The following is a 19,025-nucleotide window of genomic DNA, read 5'->3' on the forward strand; positions in this document are numbered from 1 at the left end:
GGAAGGGACGCGCGTGAAGAAGCAGACCAGGACCCTCACCTCGCTGGCCGCAGCGGCGGTCATCGGAGCGAGCGTGCTCGGCGGAGGAGCGCTCGGCGCCCCCGCCCAGGCCGCGCCGTCGTCCGCCACGGACGACGCAGCCGCCGCCTACCTCGCGCCGTACTGGACCGAGGCCGACCTGACCGGCGACCGCCAGGTCACCCGTGCGGACGTCGACCTGCTGGTCGCGGCCCTCGGCACCGAGACCGGCGACGCCGGCTGGGACGAGGTCGCGAAGGGCGACCTCGACGCCGACGGCGTCGTGGAGCTGAGCGACGTCGCCGACCTCGCCCAGCGGATGGTGTACGACGACGGCGCGTTCGAGCTGGTCGAGGCGACGGCGCTGGAGATGCAGGCCGCGATGAACGCCGGCGTGATCACCTCCGTGGAGCTCACCCGCTCCTACCTCGAGCGCATCGCCGCCTACGACGCCAAGGAGACCGACCCCTCGGCCCCCGGGCGCGCGCTGAACTCGATCATCGCCACCAGCGACGTCGCCCTCGAGGCGGCGGCCGCCAGCGACGCCGCGCGCGCCGAGAACGGCGGCCCGCGCAGCATGCTCGACGGGATCCCGGTGCTGCTCAAGGACAACTACGACACCCGCGACATGGCGACCACGGCCGGCTGCTCGTGCTGGGAGGACAACCTCACCGAGGACGACGCGTTCATGGTGAAGGGCCTGCGCGAGGCCGGCGCGATCGTGCTCGGCAAGGCCAGCCTCGACGAGTTCGCCTACGGCTTCGCCTCGGAGTTCAGCGCCGGCCAGCCGGTGGGCTCCTCCAAGCTCGTCGCCAGCCCCTACCTGCTCTCGCGCACCGCCGGCGGCTCCAGCGGCGGCACCGGCGCCTCCATCGCGGCCAACCTCGGCGCGATCGGCTTCGGCACCGACACCGGCGGCTCGATCCGGGTGCCCTCCAGCTACAACCAGCTGGTCGGCGTGCGCCCGACCGTCGGGCTGGCCAGCCGCGACGGCATCGTGCCGCTCGCGCTCAGCCAGGACACCGGCGGCCCGATGGCCCGCACCGTCTCCGACGCCGCGATCGCCCTGGACGCCGTCGTCGGCGTCGACCCCGCCGACCCGGTGACGGCCACGCAGGTCGGCAAGGTCCCGGAGTCCTACACCGAGGGGCTGGACCCCGAGGCGCTCGCCGGCAAGCGGCTGGGCTACCTGGCCTCGATGGTCCCGAGCAACGCGGCCGCGAAGCGGCTGTTCAACCAGGCGGTCGCCGACCTGCGCGCCCAGGGCGCGGTCGTCGAGGAGATCTCCATCGACGGCATCGCCCCGATCCTGAGCGAGGGCAGCGGCAGCACCAACGAGTTCAAGCGCGACCTCGCGGAGTACGTCGAGCACCACCTCAGCGACGCGGTCACGATCCGCACGCTGGACGACATCATCGCTTCCGGCCGGTTCGTGCCGTCGCGGCGCAGCACCTTCACCAGCCGCAACGCCGTGACCCCCGAGCAGTACGACGCCTGGATGGAGCGCCACACCGCGGTCCTCGACGAGGGCGGCACGCTGGTCACCGGGGCGCTCGACGCGAACGAGCTGGACGCGCTGATCTACCCCAGCGGCACGCCGTACGGCACCCACAGCACCAACATGCGCCTCAGCCCCAACACCGGCCTGCCCGCGGTGACGGTGCCGATGGGCCAGGCGATCGAGGCCGACAACTCACTCACCGGCGCCGGCGTCAACCTCGAGCTGCTCGGCCGCGACTTCAGCGAGGGCGAGCTGCTCGCGATGGCCTACGCCTACGAGCAGGCCACCCAGCACCGCACCGCCCCGAAGCTGTACGGCCCGCTGGAGGAGAAGGCCCCCGCGACCCCCGTGGCGGCGTCCTCCGGTGAGCCCGGCTGGACCGTGACCACCTCGACCGACGAGGTCGCGGCGGGTGAGACGGTCACCGTGACGGTCACGGCCGACGCGGCGAGCGACCTCTACGCCTACGACCTGGCGCTCGACTTCGACCCCGAGGTCCTGGCCTACGTCGAGGGCAGCGCGAGCACCCCGAACACCGGCGCGACGTACGGCGTGGCGAGCGACGGCACGCTGAACGTCGTCCACACCGAGCTGGGCGAGTCCCCGGCCAGCGACGGCACGGTCGTGCTGGCCGAGGCCACCTTCACCGCGGTCGGCTCCGGCTCGACCAAGGTGCTGGCCTCCGCGGTCGAGCAGGTCTCCACCGACCTCGCCGAGACCACGGCGACCGACATCGGCTCCGCGGACCTCACGGTCGAGGGCGCGGCACCTGTCGCCACCACCGCCCCGTCGGTCAGTGGGACGCCGACCGTCGGCAAGCGACTGGTCGCCGCCCCCGGCGCCTGGGACGTCAAGGGCGCCAGGTTCTCCTACCAGTGGCTGCGGGCCGGCACGCCGATCCCCGGCGCGACCTCCCGCACCTACGCGGTGGCCCCCGCCGACGCCGGTCGTCGCCTCGCCGTCCGGGTGACCGCGTCCCGCGCCGGTCACGCCGCCGGCACCGCCGTCTCGCAGCGCACCGCCAAGGTCGCCGCCGCCCGCACCCGCCTCACGGTGACGGCGCCGGCGAAGGTGCGCCCCTCGGCCCGCCCGGTGCTCCGGGTGCAGCTCTCCGCCTCCGGCGTGAAGCCGACCGGCACCCTCCGGGTCACCTATGGCGGCAAGGTCGTCGCCAAGGCGCTCCGAGTGAAGGCGGGTCGGGCCACCTTGACCCTGCCGGCCAAGCGCCCCGGCACCCGCGTGGTGCGCGTGGTCCTCACCCCGGACCAGGGCTTCACCAAGGCCACCGGCACCGCCAAGGTGACCGTGCGCCGCTGATCCTCTCCACCCCCGACGGGCGTCGCCCGGACCGATCGGTCCGGGTGGCGCCCGTCGGCGTTTCCTCGGGTCCGTCGGTCGAGCGTGTCGAGGCCTCAGCAGGAGAGCAACGGCCTCGGGAGAACTCCTTGCTCTCGAACGTGCGTTCGAGTAGACTGAGGCATGGCCTCACCGGATGTCCCCGACTGCGACACTCCAGCCGCCGTGCTGGCGTTCGTGGAGGCGCAGCGGGCTGTCGCCCAGGCTGCGGAGGTCAAGGTCCTTCAGGGGGCGCTGGCGTGGGCGGCGATGCATCCGGAGGAGTCGGTCTCGACGGCTCCGACGACCGGTCTGATCTTCGCCGAGATAGCGGTCCCGCTCGCGGGCGAAGGGACCCCGCTGGTCGCGGAGTTCGCGCCGATGGAGCTGGGTGCTGCCCTCGGGGTGTCGACGGATTCGGCGAAGTCGTTGATCGGGGATGCGCTCGAGCTGGCCCACCGGTTGAAGCGCACGTGGGCGCTCGTGCAGGCCGGGAAGGTGCCGGCGTGGAAGGCCCGCCGGGTCGCGCAGCTGACCACCACGTTGCCATTGGTCGCCGCGGAGTACGTCGACCGTCAGCTGGCTCCGGTCGTGGGGAAGGTCGGCTTCGCGGCGATCGGGCGGCTGGTGGAGCATGCCCGGGTGACCTTCGACCCCGAGGGTGCGGAGAAGCAGCGGCGCGAGGCGGCCGACGGGCGCCGTTTCGACGTGCACACCGAGGCGGCGGACTTCGACGGCACCGTGCAGGTCGAGGGCACCCTCGACCTCGCCGACGCGCTCGACCTGGACGCCGCGATCCGCCAAGGCGCGGCGGAGCTCGCCGCGCTGGGCTCGGAGGAGTCCCTCGACGTCCGGCGCTCCATGGCCGTCGGTGAGCTCGCCCGGCGCCAGCTCACCTTGGACCTGATGGCTGAGGCGGGCGAGGGAGCAGGGTCGGTGGTGAAGCCGCGGCAGGTCGTGATCCACGTCCATCTCTCCGAGGCGGCGCTCGGCGGCGAGCCCGGCATCGCAAGGGTCGAGGAGACCCGGTCGATCGTGTCGACCGAGCAGGTCCGCGACTGGTGCAGCGGTGACGCCCAGGTCGTGATCAAGCCCGCCATCGACCTCGACGAGCATCACCACACCGACGCCTACGCGGTCCCCGACCGCTTGGCCGAGCAGACCCGTCTGACCGACCCGACCTGCGCGTTCCCGTGGTGCGAGAGGCCGGCGAGACGCTGCGACGCCGACCACGTCGTCGCCCACGGCGAGGGCGGCCCCACGTGCAGCTGCAACATCGCGCCGCTGTGCCGGCGACATCACCGGGCCAAGACCCACACGGGCTGGACCTGCGAGCGGACCGATCCGGCGACGCACCTCTGGCGATCACCCCACGGCCTGCACCTGGTCAAGGACCGCGGCACCACCCGCCTCCTGACGGCACACCCACCCGACGCGTAGGAGAGCTCCGCCCGCTCACAGTCGGTCACCACCCCGCCAGCACCCCACTGGCGGGGCAGACCCCTGCCCGAGGTCTGGCCGTGGGTCTCGACAGGCTCGACGAACGGGTGTCAACGGGGGCCGGCGGGCGTCGACCCACGCCGGTGGGTGACCCGCGGGCGCTAGCCTCGGCGGGGTGAGGCATGCGCACACCGTCGAGCAGGTCCGGGCCGCCGAGGCGGAGCTGATGGCGCGGCTCCCCGCGGGGACGCTGATGCAGCGCGCGGCCCACGGGCTCGCCCATGCGGTGCTCGACCTGCTCGACGGCGGGTACGGGCGCCGGGCCGTGCTGCTGGTCGGGTCGGGCGACAACGGCGGCGACGCGCTGTACGCCGGCGCGCTGCTCGCCCGGCGCGGCTGCCGGGTCGAGGCGTGGCTGCTGTCCCCGCGCGCCCACGAGGGCGGCGTCGCCGCGCTCCGTGCGGCCGGCGGGCGGGTGGTCCGTGGCGTCCCCGACACGGCGTCGCACACCGAGCGCGCCGAGCGGCCCGACGTCGTGCTCGACGGCATCGTCGGGATCGGCGGGCAGCCGGGGTTGCGGCCCGAGGCGGTCGCGGCGCTGGACGCGCTCGCCGGCGTACCGGTGGTCGCGGTCGACGTGCCGTCCGGCGTCGGCGTCGACACCGGCGAGCTCGACGGGCCGCACGTGCGGGCCGCGCTCACCGTCACCTTCGGCACCCACAAGATCGCCCACCTCGTCGACCCCGCCGCCGCGGCCTGCGGCGTGCTGCACCTCGTCGACATCGGCCTCGACCTGCCCGACGCGCCGCTCGAGGCGCTCCAGCCGTACGACGTCGCCCGGCTGCTGCCGCGGCCGGCGCCCGACGCGCACAAGTACATCCGCGGCGTCGTCGGCGTCCGGGCCGGGTCCGCGCGCTACCCGGGCGCGGCGGTGCTGAGCGTCGCCGGCGCCGCGAGCGGGCTGTGCGGGATGGTGCGCGTCGTGGGGGACCCCGCCGTCACCGCCCGCGTGCGCGAGTCCCACCCCGAGGTGGTGGGCGAGGGGCGCGTGCAGGCCTGGGTGGTCGGCTCCGGCGGCGACGAGCACGCCGCCGAGGCGCTCGCCACCGCGACCGGCGAGGGGGTCCCGGTCGTCGTCGACGCCGATGCCCTGGCCCACGTCACCGGCCGGCTGCCGGCGCCCGCCGTGCTCACCCCGCACGCCGGCGAGCTGGCCGCGATGCTCGGCGTCGAGCGCGCCGAGGTCGAGGCGGCCCCGCTCGCCCACGCCCGCCGCGCCGCCTGGACGTACGACACGGTCGTGCTGCTGAAGGGCCGCCACACCCTGGTCGTCCGGCCCGACGGACGCGGCCGGGTCACCACCACCGGGACCCCGTGGCTGGCCACCGCCGGCGCCGGCGACGTCCTCGGCGGGCTGATCGGTGCGCTGCTCGCGGCCGGCCTGGAGCCGTACGACGCGGCCTCCGTCGGGTCCTGGCTGCACGGCGCCGCGGCCACCCTCGCCTCGGACGGTGGCCCGCTCGTGGCGGGCGACGTCGCACGGGCGATCCCGGACGCGGTGCGTGGCCTCCCGGGCCGCCCGGTCCTCTAGTCCACCGCGGGTCCGCAGGGGCCATCTCTCCCGTCGAGGGCCGGGATGGGAGAATCGGAGCCATGACCGCCGCGCGAGCCGAGATCGTCGTCGACCTCGCGGCGGTGCGGCACAACGTCAGGCGGCTGCGCGAGCTCGTCGGCGACGACGTGCAGATGATGACCGTCGTCAAGGCCGACGGCTACGGCCACGGCATGGTCGAGGTGGCCCGTGCGGCCCGCGAGGCAGGCGCCGACTGGCTCGGCGTGGCCACCCCCGAGGAGGCCCTCGCGCTGCGCGAGTCCGGCGACGTCGGACGGGTGCTGTGCTGGCTGGCCGCGCCGGGGGAGAACTACGGCGCCGTCATCGGCGCGGACGTCGACGTCACGGCGTACTCCGTCGCCCAGCTCGACGAGATCGCCGCCGGTGTCGCCGGCGCCGGTCGCCCCGCGCGGGTGCAGCTCAAGATCGACACCGGCCTGTCCCGCGGCGGCGCCACCCGCGCCGACTGGCCCGCAGTCGTCGAGCGGGCCCGGCGCGGCGAGGACGACGGCCTGTGGCGCGTCACCGGCATCTGGTCGCACTTCTCCTCCAGCGACGAGCCCGACGACCCCGCCAACGCCGCCCAGGAGGACGTCCTGCGCTGGGCCGTCGAGGTGGCCGAGCAGGCGGGCCTGCGCCCGGAGGTGCGCCACATCGCGAACTCCGCGGCGGCGGTGCTACGACCCTCCTCGCGCTTCGACCTGGTGCGCTGCGGGCTGGCCTCCTACGGCCTGGACCCCGCCCCGGGGCACCTGCCCGACCTGGGCCTCGTGCCCGCGATGACCGTGCGGGCCAGCCTGCTGCTGGTCAAGGACGTCGCGGCCGGCGACGCGGTCTCCTACGGCCGCACCTGGGTCGCCCCCGCTGCCACCACGCTCGGCCTGGTGCCCGGCGGGTACGGCGACGGCGTCCCGCGCCACGCCAGCAGCCGCGCCGAGGTGTGGATCGACGGCAAGCGGCGTCCCGTCCGCGGACGGATCTGCATGGACCAGTTCGTCGTCGACCTCGAGGGCGACCGGCCCGAGCCGGGCGCGGAGGTCGTGCTGTGGGGCACCGGCCTCGACGGCGCGCCGACGGCACAGGACTGGGCCGAGGCCGCCGACACGATCAGCTACGAGGTCGTCACCCGCATCGGCGGGCGCCTGACCCGCCGCCACGTCGACACCGAGGCGAGCCGGTGGGGCTGAGGACGCGGATCCTCGGCGCCGGTGGCGCCGCCGGACTGGCGCTCGCCGGCACGGCGTACGGCGTGGCGTGGCGGCGCCGACGCCTCGACGGACGCGCCGGCGAGGACGTCGCGTTCGGCAGCCTGCGCTCGGACCCGCTGACGGTCGTGGCCGACGACGGGGTGCCGCTGCACGTCGAGATCGACGAGCCGGACGCCGGCGCCCTGCCGCTCACCGTGGTGCTCGTCCACGGCTACGCGCTCAACCTGGACTGCTGGCACTTCCAGCGCGCGGCGCTGCGCGGCCGGGTCCGCACGGTGCTCTACGACCAGCGCTCCCACGGTCGCTCGGGGCGCTCCTCGCGCGAGAACGCCACCATCGACCAGCTCGGCGAGGACCTGCGGCGCGTGCTCGAGGAGGTCGTGCCCGAGGGCCCGGTGCTCCTCGTGGGGCACTCGATGGGCGGGATGAGCGTCGTCGCGTTCGCCGAGCAGCACCCCCACCTCTTCCACGACCGGATCACCGGCGCCTGCCTCATCTCCACGACCGCCGGCGGCCTCGACGTCGGCCGGCTGCTGCTGCCGGTGGTCCCCGCGAAGATCGGCCTCCCGCTCGCCCGGGGGACGATCGCCACGCTCGCGCGGCGCGCCGGCGCCGTCGACGGGCTGCGCCGGGCCGGTCGCTCGGTCGCCACCGTCGCCACCGACCTGTTCGCGTTCGGCGACAAGGTGCCGACCTCCTACGTGGAGTTCGTGGACCAGATGCTGTCGGCGACGCCGTTCGAGGTGGTCGCGGGGTTCTTCCCGAGCTTCGGGGCGCTGGACAAGTTCCACGCCGTCGACGTCCTCTCCGACGTCCCCACGCTCATCATGTGCGGCACCGCCGACCGGGTGACCTCGATCGGGCACAGTCGCAAGCTGCACTCGCGGATCCGCGACTCCCGCCTCGTCGAGCTCGACGGGGCCGGGCACATGGTGATCCTCGAGCGCCACCAACAGATCAACGACGAGCTGGACGACCTCATCGACGTCGTCCTCGACCAGGAAGGGACGCGATGAGCGTCGAGGTCCGGCGGGTCGGCCCGGAGGCGGCCGCGGACGTGCTCGCGGTGGTGCGGGCGGCCTTCGCCGCGCGACCGCCGCTCGACCCGCCCGCCGATGCGCTCGCGGAGACCGAGGAGTCGATCGCGGAGATGCTCGGGCGCTACGGCGGGCTGCTCGCGCTGCTCGAGGGCCGCCCGGTCGGGGCGCTCGTGCTGGACCCGGTGGGCAGCACGATGTACCTGCGGCGCTTCGGCGTACACCCCGACGCGCAGGGGCACGGCATCGCCCGCATGCTCGTCGACGCCGTCGTCGACGCCGCCGAGGGGTACGACGACGCGACGGTCGTGGCCCGCGAGGAGCTGCCGCGCACCCTGCGCTTCTGGGAGCGCCAGGGGTTCCGCGAGATCGCGCGCAGCTCGCCGCTGGTGGAGATGCGCCGCCCGCTGCGCACCTGCGTCTACGACGCCGACGACGCGGACGCGATGCAGGCGCTCGGGCGTTCGCTGGCCGGCCAGCTCCAGCCCGGCGACCTGATCGTGCTGTCGGGGGAGCTGGGCGCGGGGAAGACCACGCTCACCCAGGGCATCGGCGCCGGCCTGCACGTGCGCGGTGACGTCACCTCGCCGACGTTCGTGATCGCCCGGGTGCACCCCTCGCTGGTCGGCGGGCCGGACCTCGTGCACGTGGACGCCTACCGCCTCGGCGGCATCGAGGAGCTCGACGACCTCGACCTCGACACCGACCTCGACCACGCGGTCACGGTCGTCGAGTGGGGCGAGGGGCTCGCGGAGGGGCTCACCGAGTCGCGCCTGGAGATCCGGATCGTGCGCAGCACCGCGACCGACCCGGAGGACGAGATCGACCCGCGCCGGGTCGAGATCACCCCGGTCGGGCCGCGCTGGCACGCGCTGTCCTTCCGCGGCCTGGGCTGAGGCGCCCAACCACGAGCGCCGACTCGGCACGCCACAAGCCCCGACTCGCGCCACCACGAGGGCCGACTCGGGGGAGGGGGAGGGGCGCGGGTTAGCCTCGGGGACGTGCTGCTGGCCTTCGACACCGCGACCCCCCAGGTGAGCCTCGCCCTGCACGACGGCGCCGACGTGGTCGTCGAGCTGACCTCCGAGCGGCCGATGAAGCACGGCGAGCAGCTCGCCCCGCTGATCGCGGCCGGCCTGGAGCGCGCGGGCATCACCCGCCACGACCTCACCGCCGTCGCGGTGGGTGTCGGCCCGGGCCCGTTCACCGGCCTGCGCGTCGGCCTGGTCACCGCCCGCACCCTGGGCCTGGTCCTCGACATCCCGGTGTACGGCGTGTGCTCGCTGGACGTGCTGGCGCTCGAGGCGGCCCCGGCGCTGGGCACGCCGTTCCTGGTGGCGACCGACGCGCGCCGCAAGGAGGTCTACCTGGCCTCCTACGACGCCGACGGCAGCCGGGTCGAGGGCCCGGTGGTGGAGAAGCCCGTTGCCGTCGCCAGCGACCTCCCGGTCGTCGGTGAGGGCGGCGCGCTCTACCCCGAGGCGTTCCCACGCGCGACCGGGCCGCAGCGCCCGAGCGCCGGCTGGCTGGCCCGTGCGGTGGCCGAGGAGCTCGCCGAGCTGCTCGACCCCGAGCCGCTCTACCTGCGCCGCCCCGACGCCGAGACGCCGGGCGCGCGCAAGCAGGTCTCGTGATCCGCGTGGCGACCCTCGCCGACCTCGACGCCGTGGCCGACCTCGAGGTCGACAACCTCGGCGTCGATGCCTGGTCGCCGGGGCTGGTCGAGCAGGCGATCACCGACGAGCACGCCTCGCTGCACGTCTGGGTCGCCGAGGACGACGACACCGGCGAGGTCGTCGGGCACGCCGTGGCGGCCGTGGTCGACGTGACCGAGCTCCAGCGCATCTCGGTCGCCGGCACCCACCGCCGTACCGGCCTGGCCAGCGCGCTGCTCGCCGAGGTCGTGCGCACCGCCGAGCGGGCCGGGGTCGAGCGGGTGGTGCTGGAGGTCCGCGAGGACAACGCCGGCGCCCTGGCCTTCTACCGTGCCCACGGCTTCGTCGAGCTGGCGCGTCGGCGCGGCTACTACCGCGACGGCACCACCGCGATCGTGCTCGCGCGGGACCTGACGGGGACAATGGCCTCGTGAGCACCAGCAGCGAACCGCTCGTCCTCGGCATCGAGACCTCCTGCGACGAGACCGGCGTCGGCATCGTGCGCGGGCACACCCTGCTCGCCGACGCGGTCGCGAGCAGCGTCGACGAGCACGCCCGCTTCGGCGGCGTCGTGCCCGAGGTCGCCAGCCGCGCCCACCTCGAGGCGATGGTGCCGACCATCGAGCGGGCCTGCGAGACCGCAGGCGTCTCGCTCGGCGACGTCGACGCGATCGCGGTGACCAGCGGCCCCGGGCTCGCCGGCGCGCTGCTGGTCGGCGTGGCCTCGGCGAAGGCGCTCGCGCTCGGCCTGGGCAAGCCGCTGTACGGCGTGAACCACCTCGCCTCCCACGTCGCCGTCGACCAGCTCGAGCACGGCCCGCTGCCCGAGCCGTGCATCGCGATGCTGGTCAGCGGGGGGCACTCCAGCCTGCTGCGCGTCGAGGACGTCACCAGCGGCGTGCAGCCGATGGGCCAGACCATCGACGACGCCGCGGGCGAGGCCTTCGACAAGGTCGCGCGCCGCCTCGGGCTGCCGTTCCCCGGCGGCCCGCACATCGACCGGATCGCCCGCGAGGACGGCCAGGTCGTCATCGACTTCCCCCGCGGACTGACCTCGCGCCGCGACCTGGAGCGGCACCGCTTCGACTTCTCCTTCTCCGGGCTCAAGACGGCCGTGGCCCGCTGGGTCGAGGCCCGCGAGCGCTCCGGTGAGCCGGTGCCGGTCGCCGACGTGGCCGCGAGCTTCCAGGAGGCGGTCTGCGACGTGCTCGTCCGCAAGGCCCTGGACGCCGCGCGCAGCGAGGGCATCGAGGACCTGCTCATCGGCGGCGGCGTCGCGGCCAACTCCCGCCTCCGGGCCCTGGCCGAGGAGCGCGCCTCCGCGCTCGGCATCCGGGTACGCGTCCCGCGCCCGGGGCTGTGCACCGACAACGGCGCGATGGTGGCCGCGCTCGGCGCCGAGATGGTCGCCCGCGGCCGTACGCCGTCCTCCCTCGACCTGCCCGCCGACTCCAGCCTCCCGGTCACCGAGGTGCTCGCGGGCTGAGCGCCGCGCGGCGCACGCCGCTCCCTGCGGGAGGGGCGGGGCTCCCCGGCGGAGCCGGCTGTGGCGGTTCCGTACGGTTGCCCCAGACCCCGTCGAACAGCAGGAGGAAACGCATGCAGCAGGTGAAGGCCGTCGTCGCACTGGCCAAGGGGGCCCCCGTCGAGGTGGTCACCATCAACGTCCCCGACCCCGGCCCGGGCGAGGCCGTCGTGAAGATCCAGGCCTGCGGGGTCTGCCACACCGACCTGCACTACCGCGAGGGCGGCATCAACGACGAGTTCCCGTTCCTGCTCGGCCACGAGGCCGCGGGCATCGTGGAGGCCGTCGGCCCCGACGTCACCGAGGTCGCCCCGGGCGACTTCGTGGTGCTCAACTGGCGCGCGGTGTGCGGTGAGTGCCGCGCCTGCAAGCGCGGGGACCTGCAGTACTGCTTCAACACCCACAACGCGACACAGAAGATGACGCTGGAGGACGGCACCGAGCTCAGCCCGGCCCTGGGCATCGGCGCGTTCGCCGAGAAGACCCTGGTCGCCGCCGGCCAGTGCACCAAGGTCGACGCCGACGCGCGCCCCGCGGCCGTCGGTCTGCTCGGCTGCGGCGTGATGGCCGGCATCGGTGCCGCCATCAACACCGGCGCGGTGACCCGCGGCAAGTCGGTCGCCGTGATCGGCTGTGGCGGCGTGGGCGTGGCCGCGATCGCCGGCTCCGCGCTGGCCGGTGCGAGCCCGATCATCGCCGTCGACATCGACGCCGCCAAGCTCGAGAAGGCCCGCGAGCTGGGCGCCACCCACGTCGTGGACTCCTCGAAGGTCGACCCGGTCGAGGAGATCAAGCGGATCTGCGCGGAGACCTACGAGGGCGCCGAGGGCGCCGACGTCGTCATCGAGGCCGTCGGGCGTCCCGAGACCTGGAAGCAGGCCTTCTACGCCCGCGACCTGGCCGGCACCGTCGTCCTGGTCGGCGTCCCGACGCCGGACATGCAGGTCCCTGAGCTGCCGCTCATCGACGTCTTCGGCCGCGGCGGTGCGCTCAAGTCCAGCTGGTACGGCGACTGCCTGCCCAGCCGCGACTTCCCGATGCTGGTCGACCTCTACCGCCAGGGCCGCCTCGACCTCGACGCGTTCGTGACCGAGGAGATCGGCATCGACGACATCGAGGCCGCGTTCGAGAAGATGCACCACGGCGAGGTGCTGCGCTCCGTGGTGGTCCTGCCGTGACCGCCCGCGTGGACCACGCCGTCTCCAGCGGCACCTTCAGCCTGGACGGGCAGACCTTCGAGGTCGACAACAACATCTGGGTGATCGGCGATGACCGCGAGTGCGTGGTCATCGACGCCCCGCACTCGGTGGACGACATCCTCGCCGTCGTCGGGGACCGCACGGTCAAGGCGATCATCTGCACCCACGCCCACGACGACCACGTGCGGGTCGCGCCGGCGCTGCGCGAGCGCGTCGGGGCGCCGATCATGCTGCACCCCGACGACCGCCCGGTCTGGGAGCTGACCCACGGAGGGCCCGACGACGTCGACGCCCAGCTGTGGGACCTCGACCTCGCCGACGGCCTCACCATCGAGGTCGCCGGCACCACGCTGCGGGTGCTGCACACGCCGGGTCACGCGCCCGGCGCGGTCTGCCTGTACGCCGAGGACCTCGGTGCCGTCTTCACCGGCGACACCCTGTTCCAGGGCGGCCCCGGCGCGACCGGCCGCTCGTTCTCCGACGCCGACGTGATCGTCGCCTCGATCCGTGCGCGGCTCTTCGCGCTGCCCGACGAGACGGTGGTGCACACCGGTCACGGCGACGACACCACGATCGGTGCCGAGAAGGCCGCGCTCGGCGCCTGAGCGGTCCTCACCCCACGGGGTGCAGCCCGCGGCGGACCCGGGACACGCCCGGGTCCGCGGCGGGGTCCTCGCGGAGCGGGGGCGGCCTTTGTAGCGTGCGCCGGACGGGGCGGGCCCTCGCCCCGGACAGCTACGCGAAGGAGCGCCCATGCGCACCGTGCTCGACAAGCTCATCTCCTGGACCGGGCTCGCGCTCGCGGTCGTCCTGCTGGTGGCGGGAGGCCTGCTCACCTGGGCCAACGTCTTCATCGACGACCAGGTCGAGCAACAGCTGACGATGCAGGACATCACCATGCCGGAAGGGGCGGCGCTGGACAGCCTCGCCGCGGAGGACCGCGAGGCCCTCGAGGAGTACGCCGGGACGCCGCTGGACAGCGGTCCGAAGGCGAAGGCCTTCGCCGACCACTACATCCTCGCCCACATGAACGCCTCCAGCGACGGCCGCAGCTACGAGGCGGTCAGCGGGGAGTACCTCGCGATGAGCGAGGAGGAGAAGGCCTCCGAGGCCGGGCAGGCGATGGCCGGGCTGCGCGAGAGTCTGTTCATGGGCAGCACGCTGCGCGGGCTGCTGCTCTACGGCTACGCCTTCGCCACGATCGGCACCATCGCGGGCTATGCCGCCATCGCCGCGTTCGTCGGGGCGGCCGTGCTGCTGGTCCTCGCCGCGCTCGGCCTGGTGCACGCGCGCCGCTCGTCGGCGCAGCGCGCCCCGGAGCCCGCAGCCGTCTGACCCCTGCCGGCGCGTCCGCTCAGAGCGGGCGCACCAGCAGCGCCGTCCCCGCACCGGCGACCCTCGTCATCACCAGGGTCGCCGGCGTGTCGCCGTCCAGGGCCAGCCGCTTGCGCAGCTGCTCGGGCACGACGTCGACGCCGCGCTTCTTGATCGTCAGGGTGCCGATGCCGCGCGCTCGCAGCGCGGCGCGCAGCTGCTTCTCGCGGTAGGGCAGCTCCTCGAGCACCTCGTAGGAGCGGGCGTACGGCGTGGGGGAGGCGCTCGGCGAGGTCACGTAGGCGATGTGCTCGTCGAGCAGCGTGCCGCCGGTGAGCGCGGCGACCGCGGTCACCAGCCCGGCGCGCACGACCGCCCCGTCGGGCTCGTGGAGGTAGCGCTGCACCGCACCGACACCGACCGCGGCGGCGCCGGGGTCGTCCTCGTCGGTGAGGGTCGCCAGGCCGTGCTCGGCGATCACGGTGGCGCGCCGCGCGACGGTGGCCAGGCGGCCCGACCAGAGCGCGGCCTCCTTGACGTCCCCGTGGTCGCTGACCCACTCCGCCTCCACCCCGGCGGGCACCAGCGCGTGCGGGATCCCCGGCGCGACCTTCACGCAGGAGTCCCGGGCCAGCAGCCGCTCCACGAAGGACCACGGCGGCGTCCAGTCGTCGACGTCGAAGGAGCGGCCGCGGGCGCTGCGGCGCGCCGGGTCGGCGTACGCCACGTCGAAGGGGGAGGTGTCGAGCTCGGTGGCGTCGGCGACCATCGCCGCTCCCTCCAGGCCGAGCGCGGCGAGGTTGGCGCGCGCCACCTCGACCCGCAGCAGGTCCAGGTCGACGCCGGCGGCGGTGATCCCGGCCCGGGCGGAGGCGAGCAGGTCGCCGCCGATGCCGCACCCGAGGTCGATCAGCGTGCGCGCCCCGAAGGCCGTGAGCCGGGCGGCCCGGTGCGCGGCGACCGGGGCGCGGGTGGCCTGCTCCAGGCCGTCGGGGGTGAAGTACATGCGGCGCGCGTCGTCGCCGAACTTCGCGACCGCGCGGCGGCGCAGGGTCGCCTGGGTGACCGCCGCGGCGGCGTGCTCGGCGCTCGCGACGCGGCGCAGCGGCGTCTGGGCGCGCAGCGGGTCCAGGTCGGCGAGCTCCTCGGCGCAGGCCAGCAGCCGCTGCCCCTCGTCGGTGAGCAACCAGCGGAATGCGTCGAGGTCCACGCGCCGATCCTGTCAGGTCGCGACCGCGCGCCGTGCACCTGGCGGCCGGGGGGCTCTGGCACTCAGCCCGGGGGAGTGCTAGTTTTCTGACTGGCACTCTCCCTAGGAGTGTGCCAGCGCCTGACAGACCGGTGCGGCACCCGCGACGGCGTACCGCGTCCTCAAGGCACCACCACGTGCATCACACATCGCTACGAAGTGCCAGAAAGTGGAGGTCGACATCGTGTCGGTCAGCATCAAGCCCCTCGAGGACCGGATCGTCGTCAAGCCGCTCGAAGCGGAGCAGACCACGGCCTCGGGCCTGGTCATCCCGGACACCGCCAAGGAGAAGCCCCAGGAGGGCGAGGTCGTGGCCATCGGTCCCGGCCGCTTCAACGAGGACGGCGACGAGCGCATCCCCATGGACATCTCCGTGGGCGACAAGGTCATCTACAGCAAGTACGGCGGCACCGAGGTCAAGTACTCCGGCCAGGAGTTCCTGATCCTCTCCGCCCGCGACGTGCTGGCGATCGTTTCCTGATTTCCCCGATGGTCCGGCACGTCCCGGCCGGCTCGTCCGGGCCGGCCGACGTGCCGGACCTTCGTTCTTTCCGCCTTTCCTGAGGAGAGCAATGCCCAAGATCCTGGAGTTCGACGAGCACGCCCGTCGCTCGCTCGAGCGCGGCGTCGACGCGCTCGCCAACGCCGTCAAGGTGACCCTCGGCCCCAAGGGCCGCTACGTCGTCCTGGACAAGAAGTGGGGCGCCCCGACGATCACGAACGACGGTGTCTCCGTCGCTCGCGAGATCGAGCTGGACGACCCGTTCGAGAACCTCGGTGCCCAGCTCGCCAAGGAGGTGGCCACCAAGACCAACGACATCGCCGGTGACGGCACGACCACCGCCACGGTGCTCGCCCAGGCGATGGTGCACGAGGGCCTGCGCGCCGTCGCCGCCGGCGCCAACCCGATGGGCGTCAAGCGCGGCATGGACGCCGCCGCCGAGGCCGTCAGCAACGCGCTGCTCGAGGCCGCGCGCGACGTCGACTCCAAGGAGGACATGGCCTCGGTCGCCACGATCTCCAGCCGCGACGCCCACATCGGCTCGCTCCTCGCCGAGGCCTTCGACAAGGTCGGCAAGGACGGTGTCATCACCGTTGAGGAGTCCAACACCATGGGCACCGAGCTCGAGTTCACCGAGGGCATGCAGTTCGACAAGGGCTACATCTCGGCGTACTTCGTGACCGACCAGGAGCGCATGGAGGCCGTCCTCGACGACCCCTACATCCTTCTGCACCAGGGCAAGATCTCCGCGATCACCGACCTGCTGCCGCTGCTGGAGAAGGTCATCCAGGCCGGCAAGCCGCTGTTCATCATCGCCGAGGACGTCGACGGCGAGGCGCTGTCGACCCTGGTGGTCAACAAGATCCGCGGCATCTTCAACGCCGTCGCGGTGAAGGCCCCGGCCTTCGGTGACCGCCGCAAGGCCATGCTCGAGGACATCGCCGTCCTGACCGGTGGTCAGGTCGTCGCCCCCGAGATCGGCCTCAAGCTCGACCAGGTGGGCCTCGAGGTCCTGGGTCAGGCGCGCCGCGTCGTCACCACCAAGGACGACACCACGATCGTCGAGGGCGCCGGCGAGGCCGCTGCCGTCGAGGGCCGCGTCGCCCAGATCAAGGCCGAGATCGAGGCCACCGACTCCGACTGGGACCGTGAGAAGCTCCAGGAGCGTCTCGCCAAGCTCGCCGGCGGCGTGTGCGTGATCAAGGTCGGCGCCGCCACCGAGGTGGAGCTGAAGGAGAAGAAGCACCGCATCGAGGACGCCGTCTCCGCGACGCGCGCCGCGATCGAGGAGGGCATCGTCGCCGGTGGCGGCTCCGCCCTCATCCACGCGGTCTCCGTCCTCGACGACGACCTCGGCCTCACCGGCGACGAGGCCGTCGGCGTGCGGGTCGTGCGCCGCTCCGGCGTCGAGCCGCTGCGCTGGATCGCCGAGAACGGTGGCGAGAACGGCTACGTCGTGACCACCAAGGTCCGCGAGGGCTTCGAGGCCAACGGCTTCGCGTTCGGCTTCAACGCCGCGACCGGCGAGTACGGCGACCTGGTCGCCCAGGGCGTCCTGGACCCGGTCAAGGTCACCCGCTCGGCGCTCGTCAACGCGACCTCCATCGCCGCGATGCTGCTGACGACCGAGACCCTCATCGTCGAGAAGCCCGCCGAGGAGGAGGAGCCCGCGGCCGCTGGACACGGCCACGGACACGGTCACTGACCGCTCCTGCACCAGCAAACGACGGCGCCGGTCCCCGCGAGGGGGCCGGCGCCGTCGGCGTACCGGGGCAGGAGCGTCAGGGCAGGGAGGTGCCGGCGGCGCCGCCCACGGTGCGGCAGTCCGGGCGCACCGCCGGGCGCTCGGCCTCGCGCAGCCGCCAGATGGTGGCCTCGCCGTCCCCGCAGTCGGTGGTCTCGGGGACGTAGCGCTCCTCGACCGCCTGGCGCAGCAGCTCCCCGCCCTCGCGGGTCCAGGCGGTGAAGGGGAACCACTCGACCAGCCAGGTCGGGGCGTCCGGTCCGTTGACCAGGGCGCGCAGCTCGGCCAGGTCGGGGTCCAGGGTGCGCATCGGCAGGCTCCACAGCTGCTCGTACGGCGAGTCCAGGCCGCTGCTGATCTGCAGGTCCGCGCGCCCGCCGAAGACGGTGAGGGTGTCTCCCGGCTCGGCGGCCTCGCCGATCGCGGCGCCGAGCTGGACCTCGTCGGTCTCCTGGTTGCCGGTGAGGTTGTACGCCGCCCAGGAGACCAGCGACACCGTGCAGGACACGACCGCCAGCACGATCACCCCGCGCATCGCGAGGCCCCGCCCGGTGCGGTGCCGGGTCAGCAGCGCGGCGGCGAGGGCGGCGGAGGGCACCAGCGCGAACAGGTAGTCGGGCCAGTAGCTGCCGCCCAGCACCATCCCGAGGGCGTCGTAGGCCAGCATCAGGGCGGTGGCCGCCGCCAGCGGCGCGTCCTCGCGCCACTCGCTGCGCAGGTGCACCACGAAGCCGCCGAGCACCAGCAGCAGGCCGGCCATCAGCGCGATCACCACCAGCTGGACGGCGCGTTCGTCGGCGGCCTTCGAGCTGTGGGAGGCGAGCACCGCCGAGGCATCGGCGCGGAAGCCGTAGATCGCGTACCACAGCGTCCCCGGTCGGACGCCGGCCGCGACCGCCCAGCCCAGCGTCGCGAGGACCGGTACGGCGGCCCCGGCGAGGCCGGCGGCGGCCAGGCGCAGGAACGCCCGGGCGTCGATGCGCCGGGTGAGCAGCGAGACCAGCAGCAGGGCCCCGGCGAAGACAAGTCCGCCGAGCAGGTTCTGCTTGAAGCCGACTGCTGTGGCCGCGCTCAGCCCGGCGAGGGCGGCCAGCGGCACCGAGCCGCGCCGCAGCGCCAGGATCGAGAGCAGGCAGCCGGCCATCACGAAGGGCAGCCCGAGCAGCTCGCCCTTCACCGCGACCAGGTTGATCAGCGTGCTGGAGGTGATCGCGGCGACGCAGAGCGCCGTCCAGCGGGCGGAGGTCTCGCCGGCGACGAGGCGGGCGGTGCGGGCGGCGAGCAGCACCAGGGCCGCGCAGGCGAGGGCGCCGAGGATGCGGATGAAGTGCGGGCCGCCGATCGCGTCGGAGGCCCGGAAGACCGCGATCAGCAGCGGCGGGCGGTCCACGAAGTAGTGGCCGTAGAGGCTGTCGGCCTCCGGCGCCCAGCTGCGCGCGACCAGGGTGAAACCGGCCTCGTCGGGCCGGATCGGGCGGGTCAGCCCGGACAGCCGCAGGACGAAGGCGGCGAGCGCGGCCAGCGGGATCGTCCAGCGCGACTCGACGGCGCGGGTGATGCCCTGCGCCACCCGTCGTACGGGTCCGGGCACGGTGCCGGCGCTCGGCGCGGGACCGGGCGCGGTCCGGTCGGGGAGCCGCTTCGTCACGTCCGCCACCCTTGCAGGTCGGCCCTCCGCGTGCAGGA

16 protein-coding genes are annotated in these 19,025 nt (G+C 74.1%); 14 read left to right on the forward strand and 2 right to left on the reverse strand.

Annotation, left to right across the window (positions count from 1 at the left end; genetic code table 11):
- Positions 1 to 13: 13 nt before the first annotated feature.
- From HOQ23_RS20915 to HOQ23_RS12065, 12 genes are all read left to right on the forward strand, one after another.
- On the forward strand, positions 14 to 2,836 hold the full coding sequence (locus HOQ23_RS20915; RefSeq protein ID WP_172214818.1) for an amidase family protein: 2,823 nt from the start codon (positions 14 to 16) through the stop codon (positions 2,834 to 2,836).
- 162 nt (positions 2,837 to 2,998) lie between these two features.
- Entirely contained in the window at positions 2,999 to 4,294 is a 1,296-nt protein-coding gene (locus tag HOQ23_RS12015) for an HNH endonuclease signature motif containing protein (protein ID WP_172214819.1), read from the forward strand.
- A 175-nt stretch (positions 4,295 to 4,469) separates the two neighbouring features.
- Positions 4,470 to 5,885, forward strand: coding sequence for an NAD(P)H-hydrate dehydratase (locus HOQ23_RS12020; RefSeq protein ID WP_172214820.1), 1,416 nt, complete (start codon positions 4,470 to 4,472; stop codon positions 5,883 to 5,885).
- 62 nt (positions 5,886 to 5,947) lie between these two features.
- Entirely contained in the window at positions 5,948 to 7,093 is a 1,146-nt protein-coding gene (gene alr / locus HOQ23_RS12025; RefSeq protein ID WP_172214821.1) for an alanine racemase, read from the forward strand.
- Positions 7,084 to 8,130, forward strand: coding sequence for an alpha/beta fold hydrolase (locus HOQ23_RS12030; RefSeq protein WP_172214822.1), 1,047 nt, complete (start codon positions 7,084 to 7,086; stop codon positions 8,128 to 8,130). The genes alr and HOQ23_RS12030 overlap by 10 nt, the downstream gene beginning before the upstream one ends.
- A complete protein-coding gene (tsaE, locus tag HOQ23_RS12035; protein ID WP_172214823.1) occupies positions 8,127 to 9,047 on the forward strand; it encodes a tRNA (adenosine(37)-N6)-threonylcarbamoyltransferase complex ATPase subunit type 1 TsaE in 921 nt (306 codons plus the stop codon). The genes HOQ23_RS12030 and tsaE overlap by 4 nt, the downstream gene beginning before the upstream one ends.
- A gap of 105 nt (positions 9,048 to 9,152) precedes the next feature.
- The gene (tsaB, locus tag HOQ23_RS12040) at positions 9,153 to 9,785 is read left to right on the forward strand and encodes a tRNA (adenosine(37)-N6)-threonylcarbamoyltransferase complex dimerization subunit type 1 TsaB (protein ID WP_172214824.1); all 633 of its coding nucleotides are present in this window, start codon (positions 9,153 to 9,155) and stop codon (positions 9,783 to 9,785) included.
- The gene (locus HOQ23_RS20920; RefSeq protein ID WP_172214825.1) at positions 9,782 to 10,240 is read left to right on the forward strand and encodes an N-acetyltransferase; all 459 of its coding nucleotides are present in this window, start codon (positions 9,782 to 9,784) and stop codon (positions 10,238 to 10,240) included. Before tsaB ends, HOQ23_RS20920 begins: the two co-directional genes overlap by 4 nt.
- On the forward strand, positions 10,237 to 11,292 hold the full coding sequence (gene tsaD, locus HOQ23_RS12050; protein WP_172214826.1) for a tRNA (adenosine(37)-N6)-threonylcarbamoyltransferase complex transferase subunit TsaD: 1,056 nt from the start codon (positions 10,237 to 10,239) through the stop codon (positions 11,290 to 11,292). The genes HOQ23_RS20920 and tsaD overlap by 4 nt, the downstream gene beginning before the upstream one ends.
- Before the next feature lie 113 nt (positions 11,293 to 11,405).
- Positions 11,406 to 12,509 (forward strand): S-(hydroxymethyl)mycothiol dehydrogenase, encoded by a 1,104-nt coding sequence (locus HOQ23_RS12055; RefSeq protein ID WP_172214827.1) that lies wholly within the window; start codon positions 11,406 to 11,408, stop codon positions 12,507 to 12,509.
- Entirely contained in the window at positions 12,506 to 13,135 is a 630-nt protein-coding gene (locus HOQ23_RS12060) for an MBL fold metallo-hydrolase (protein ID WP_172214828.1), read from the forward strand. Before HOQ23_RS12055 ends, HOQ23_RS12060 begins: the two co-directional genes overlap by 4 nt.
- Before the next feature lie 148 nt (positions 13,136 to 13,283).
- Positions 13,284 to 13,865: a hypothetical protein gene (locus HOQ23_RS12065; protein WP_172214829.1), complete on the forward strand. Its 582-nt coding sequence runs from the start codon at positions 13,284 to 13,286 to the stop codon at positions 13,863 to 13,865.
- A gap of 19 nt (positions 13,866 to 13,884) precedes the next feature.
- Here HOQ23_RS12065 and HOQ23_RS12070 read toward each other — a convergent pair whose 3' ends face one another.
- Entirely contained in the window at positions 13,885 to 15,054 is a 1,170-nt protein-coding gene (locus HOQ23_RS12070; protein WP_172214830.1) for a methyltransferase domain-containing protein, read from the reverse strand.
- Between the two features lie 223 nt (positions 15,055 to 15,277).
- On the opposite strand from HOQ23_RS12070, the gene groES reads away from it, so the two are divergent.
- Complete coding sequence (gene groES, locus HOQ23_RS12075) at positions 15,278 to 15,574, forward strand: co-chaperone GroES (RefSeq protein ID WP_172214902.1); 297 nt, start codon at positions 15,278 to 15,280, stop codon at positions 15,572 to 15,574.
- A gap of 91 nt (positions 15,575 to 15,665) precedes the next feature.
- On the forward strand, positions 15,666 to 17,300 hold the full coding sequence (gene groL / locus HOQ23_RS12080; RefSeq protein WP_172214831.1) for a chaperonin GroEL: 1,635 nt from the start codon (positions 15,666 to 15,668) through the stop codon (positions 17,298 to 17,300).
- 76 nt (positions 17,301 to 17,376) lie between these two features.
- Here groL and HOQ23_RS12085 read toward each other — a convergent pair whose 3' ends face one another.
- Positions 17,377 to 18,987 (reverse strand): glycosyltransferase family 39 protein, encoded by a 1,611-nt coding sequence (locus HOQ23_RS12085; protein WP_172214832.1) that lies wholly within the window; start codon positions 18,985 to 18,987, stop codon positions 17,377 to 17,379.
- Positions 18,988 to 19,025 lie beyond the last annotated feature (38 nt).

This window comes from Nocardioides sp. zg-DK7169 (assembly GCF_013155365.1).
Classification (GTDB): Bacteria; Actinomycetota; Actinomycetes; order Propionibacteriales; family Nocardioidaceae; genus Nocardioides.

Excerpts from the sequence above, each read along its gene's own strand:
- groL (WP_172214831.1), top strand. The coding sequence starts at position 15,666 with ATGCCCAAGATCCTGGAGTTCGACGAGCACGCCCGTCGCTCGCTCGAG.
- tsaE (WP_172214823.1), top strand. The coding sequence starts at position 8,127 with ATGAGCGTCGAGGTCCGGCGGGTCGGCCCGGAGGCGGCCGCGGACGTG.
- HOQ23_RS12065 (WP_172214829.1), top strand. The coding sequence starts at position 13,284 with ATGCGCACCGTGCTCGACAAGCTCATCTCCTGGACCGGGCTCGCGCTC.
- HOQ23_RS12055 (WP_172214827.1), top strand. The coding sequence starts at position 11,406 with ATGCAGCAGGTGAAGGCCGTCGTCGCACTGGCCAAGGGGGCCCCCGTC.
- HOQ23_RS12015 (WP_172214819.1), top strand. The coding sequence starts at position 2,999 with ATGGCCTCACCGGATGTCCCCGACTGCGACACTCCAGCCGCCGTGCTG.
- alr (WP_172214821.1), top strand. The coding sequence starts at position 5,948 with ATGACCGCCGCGCGAGCCGAGATCGTCGTCGACCTCGCGGCGGTGCGG.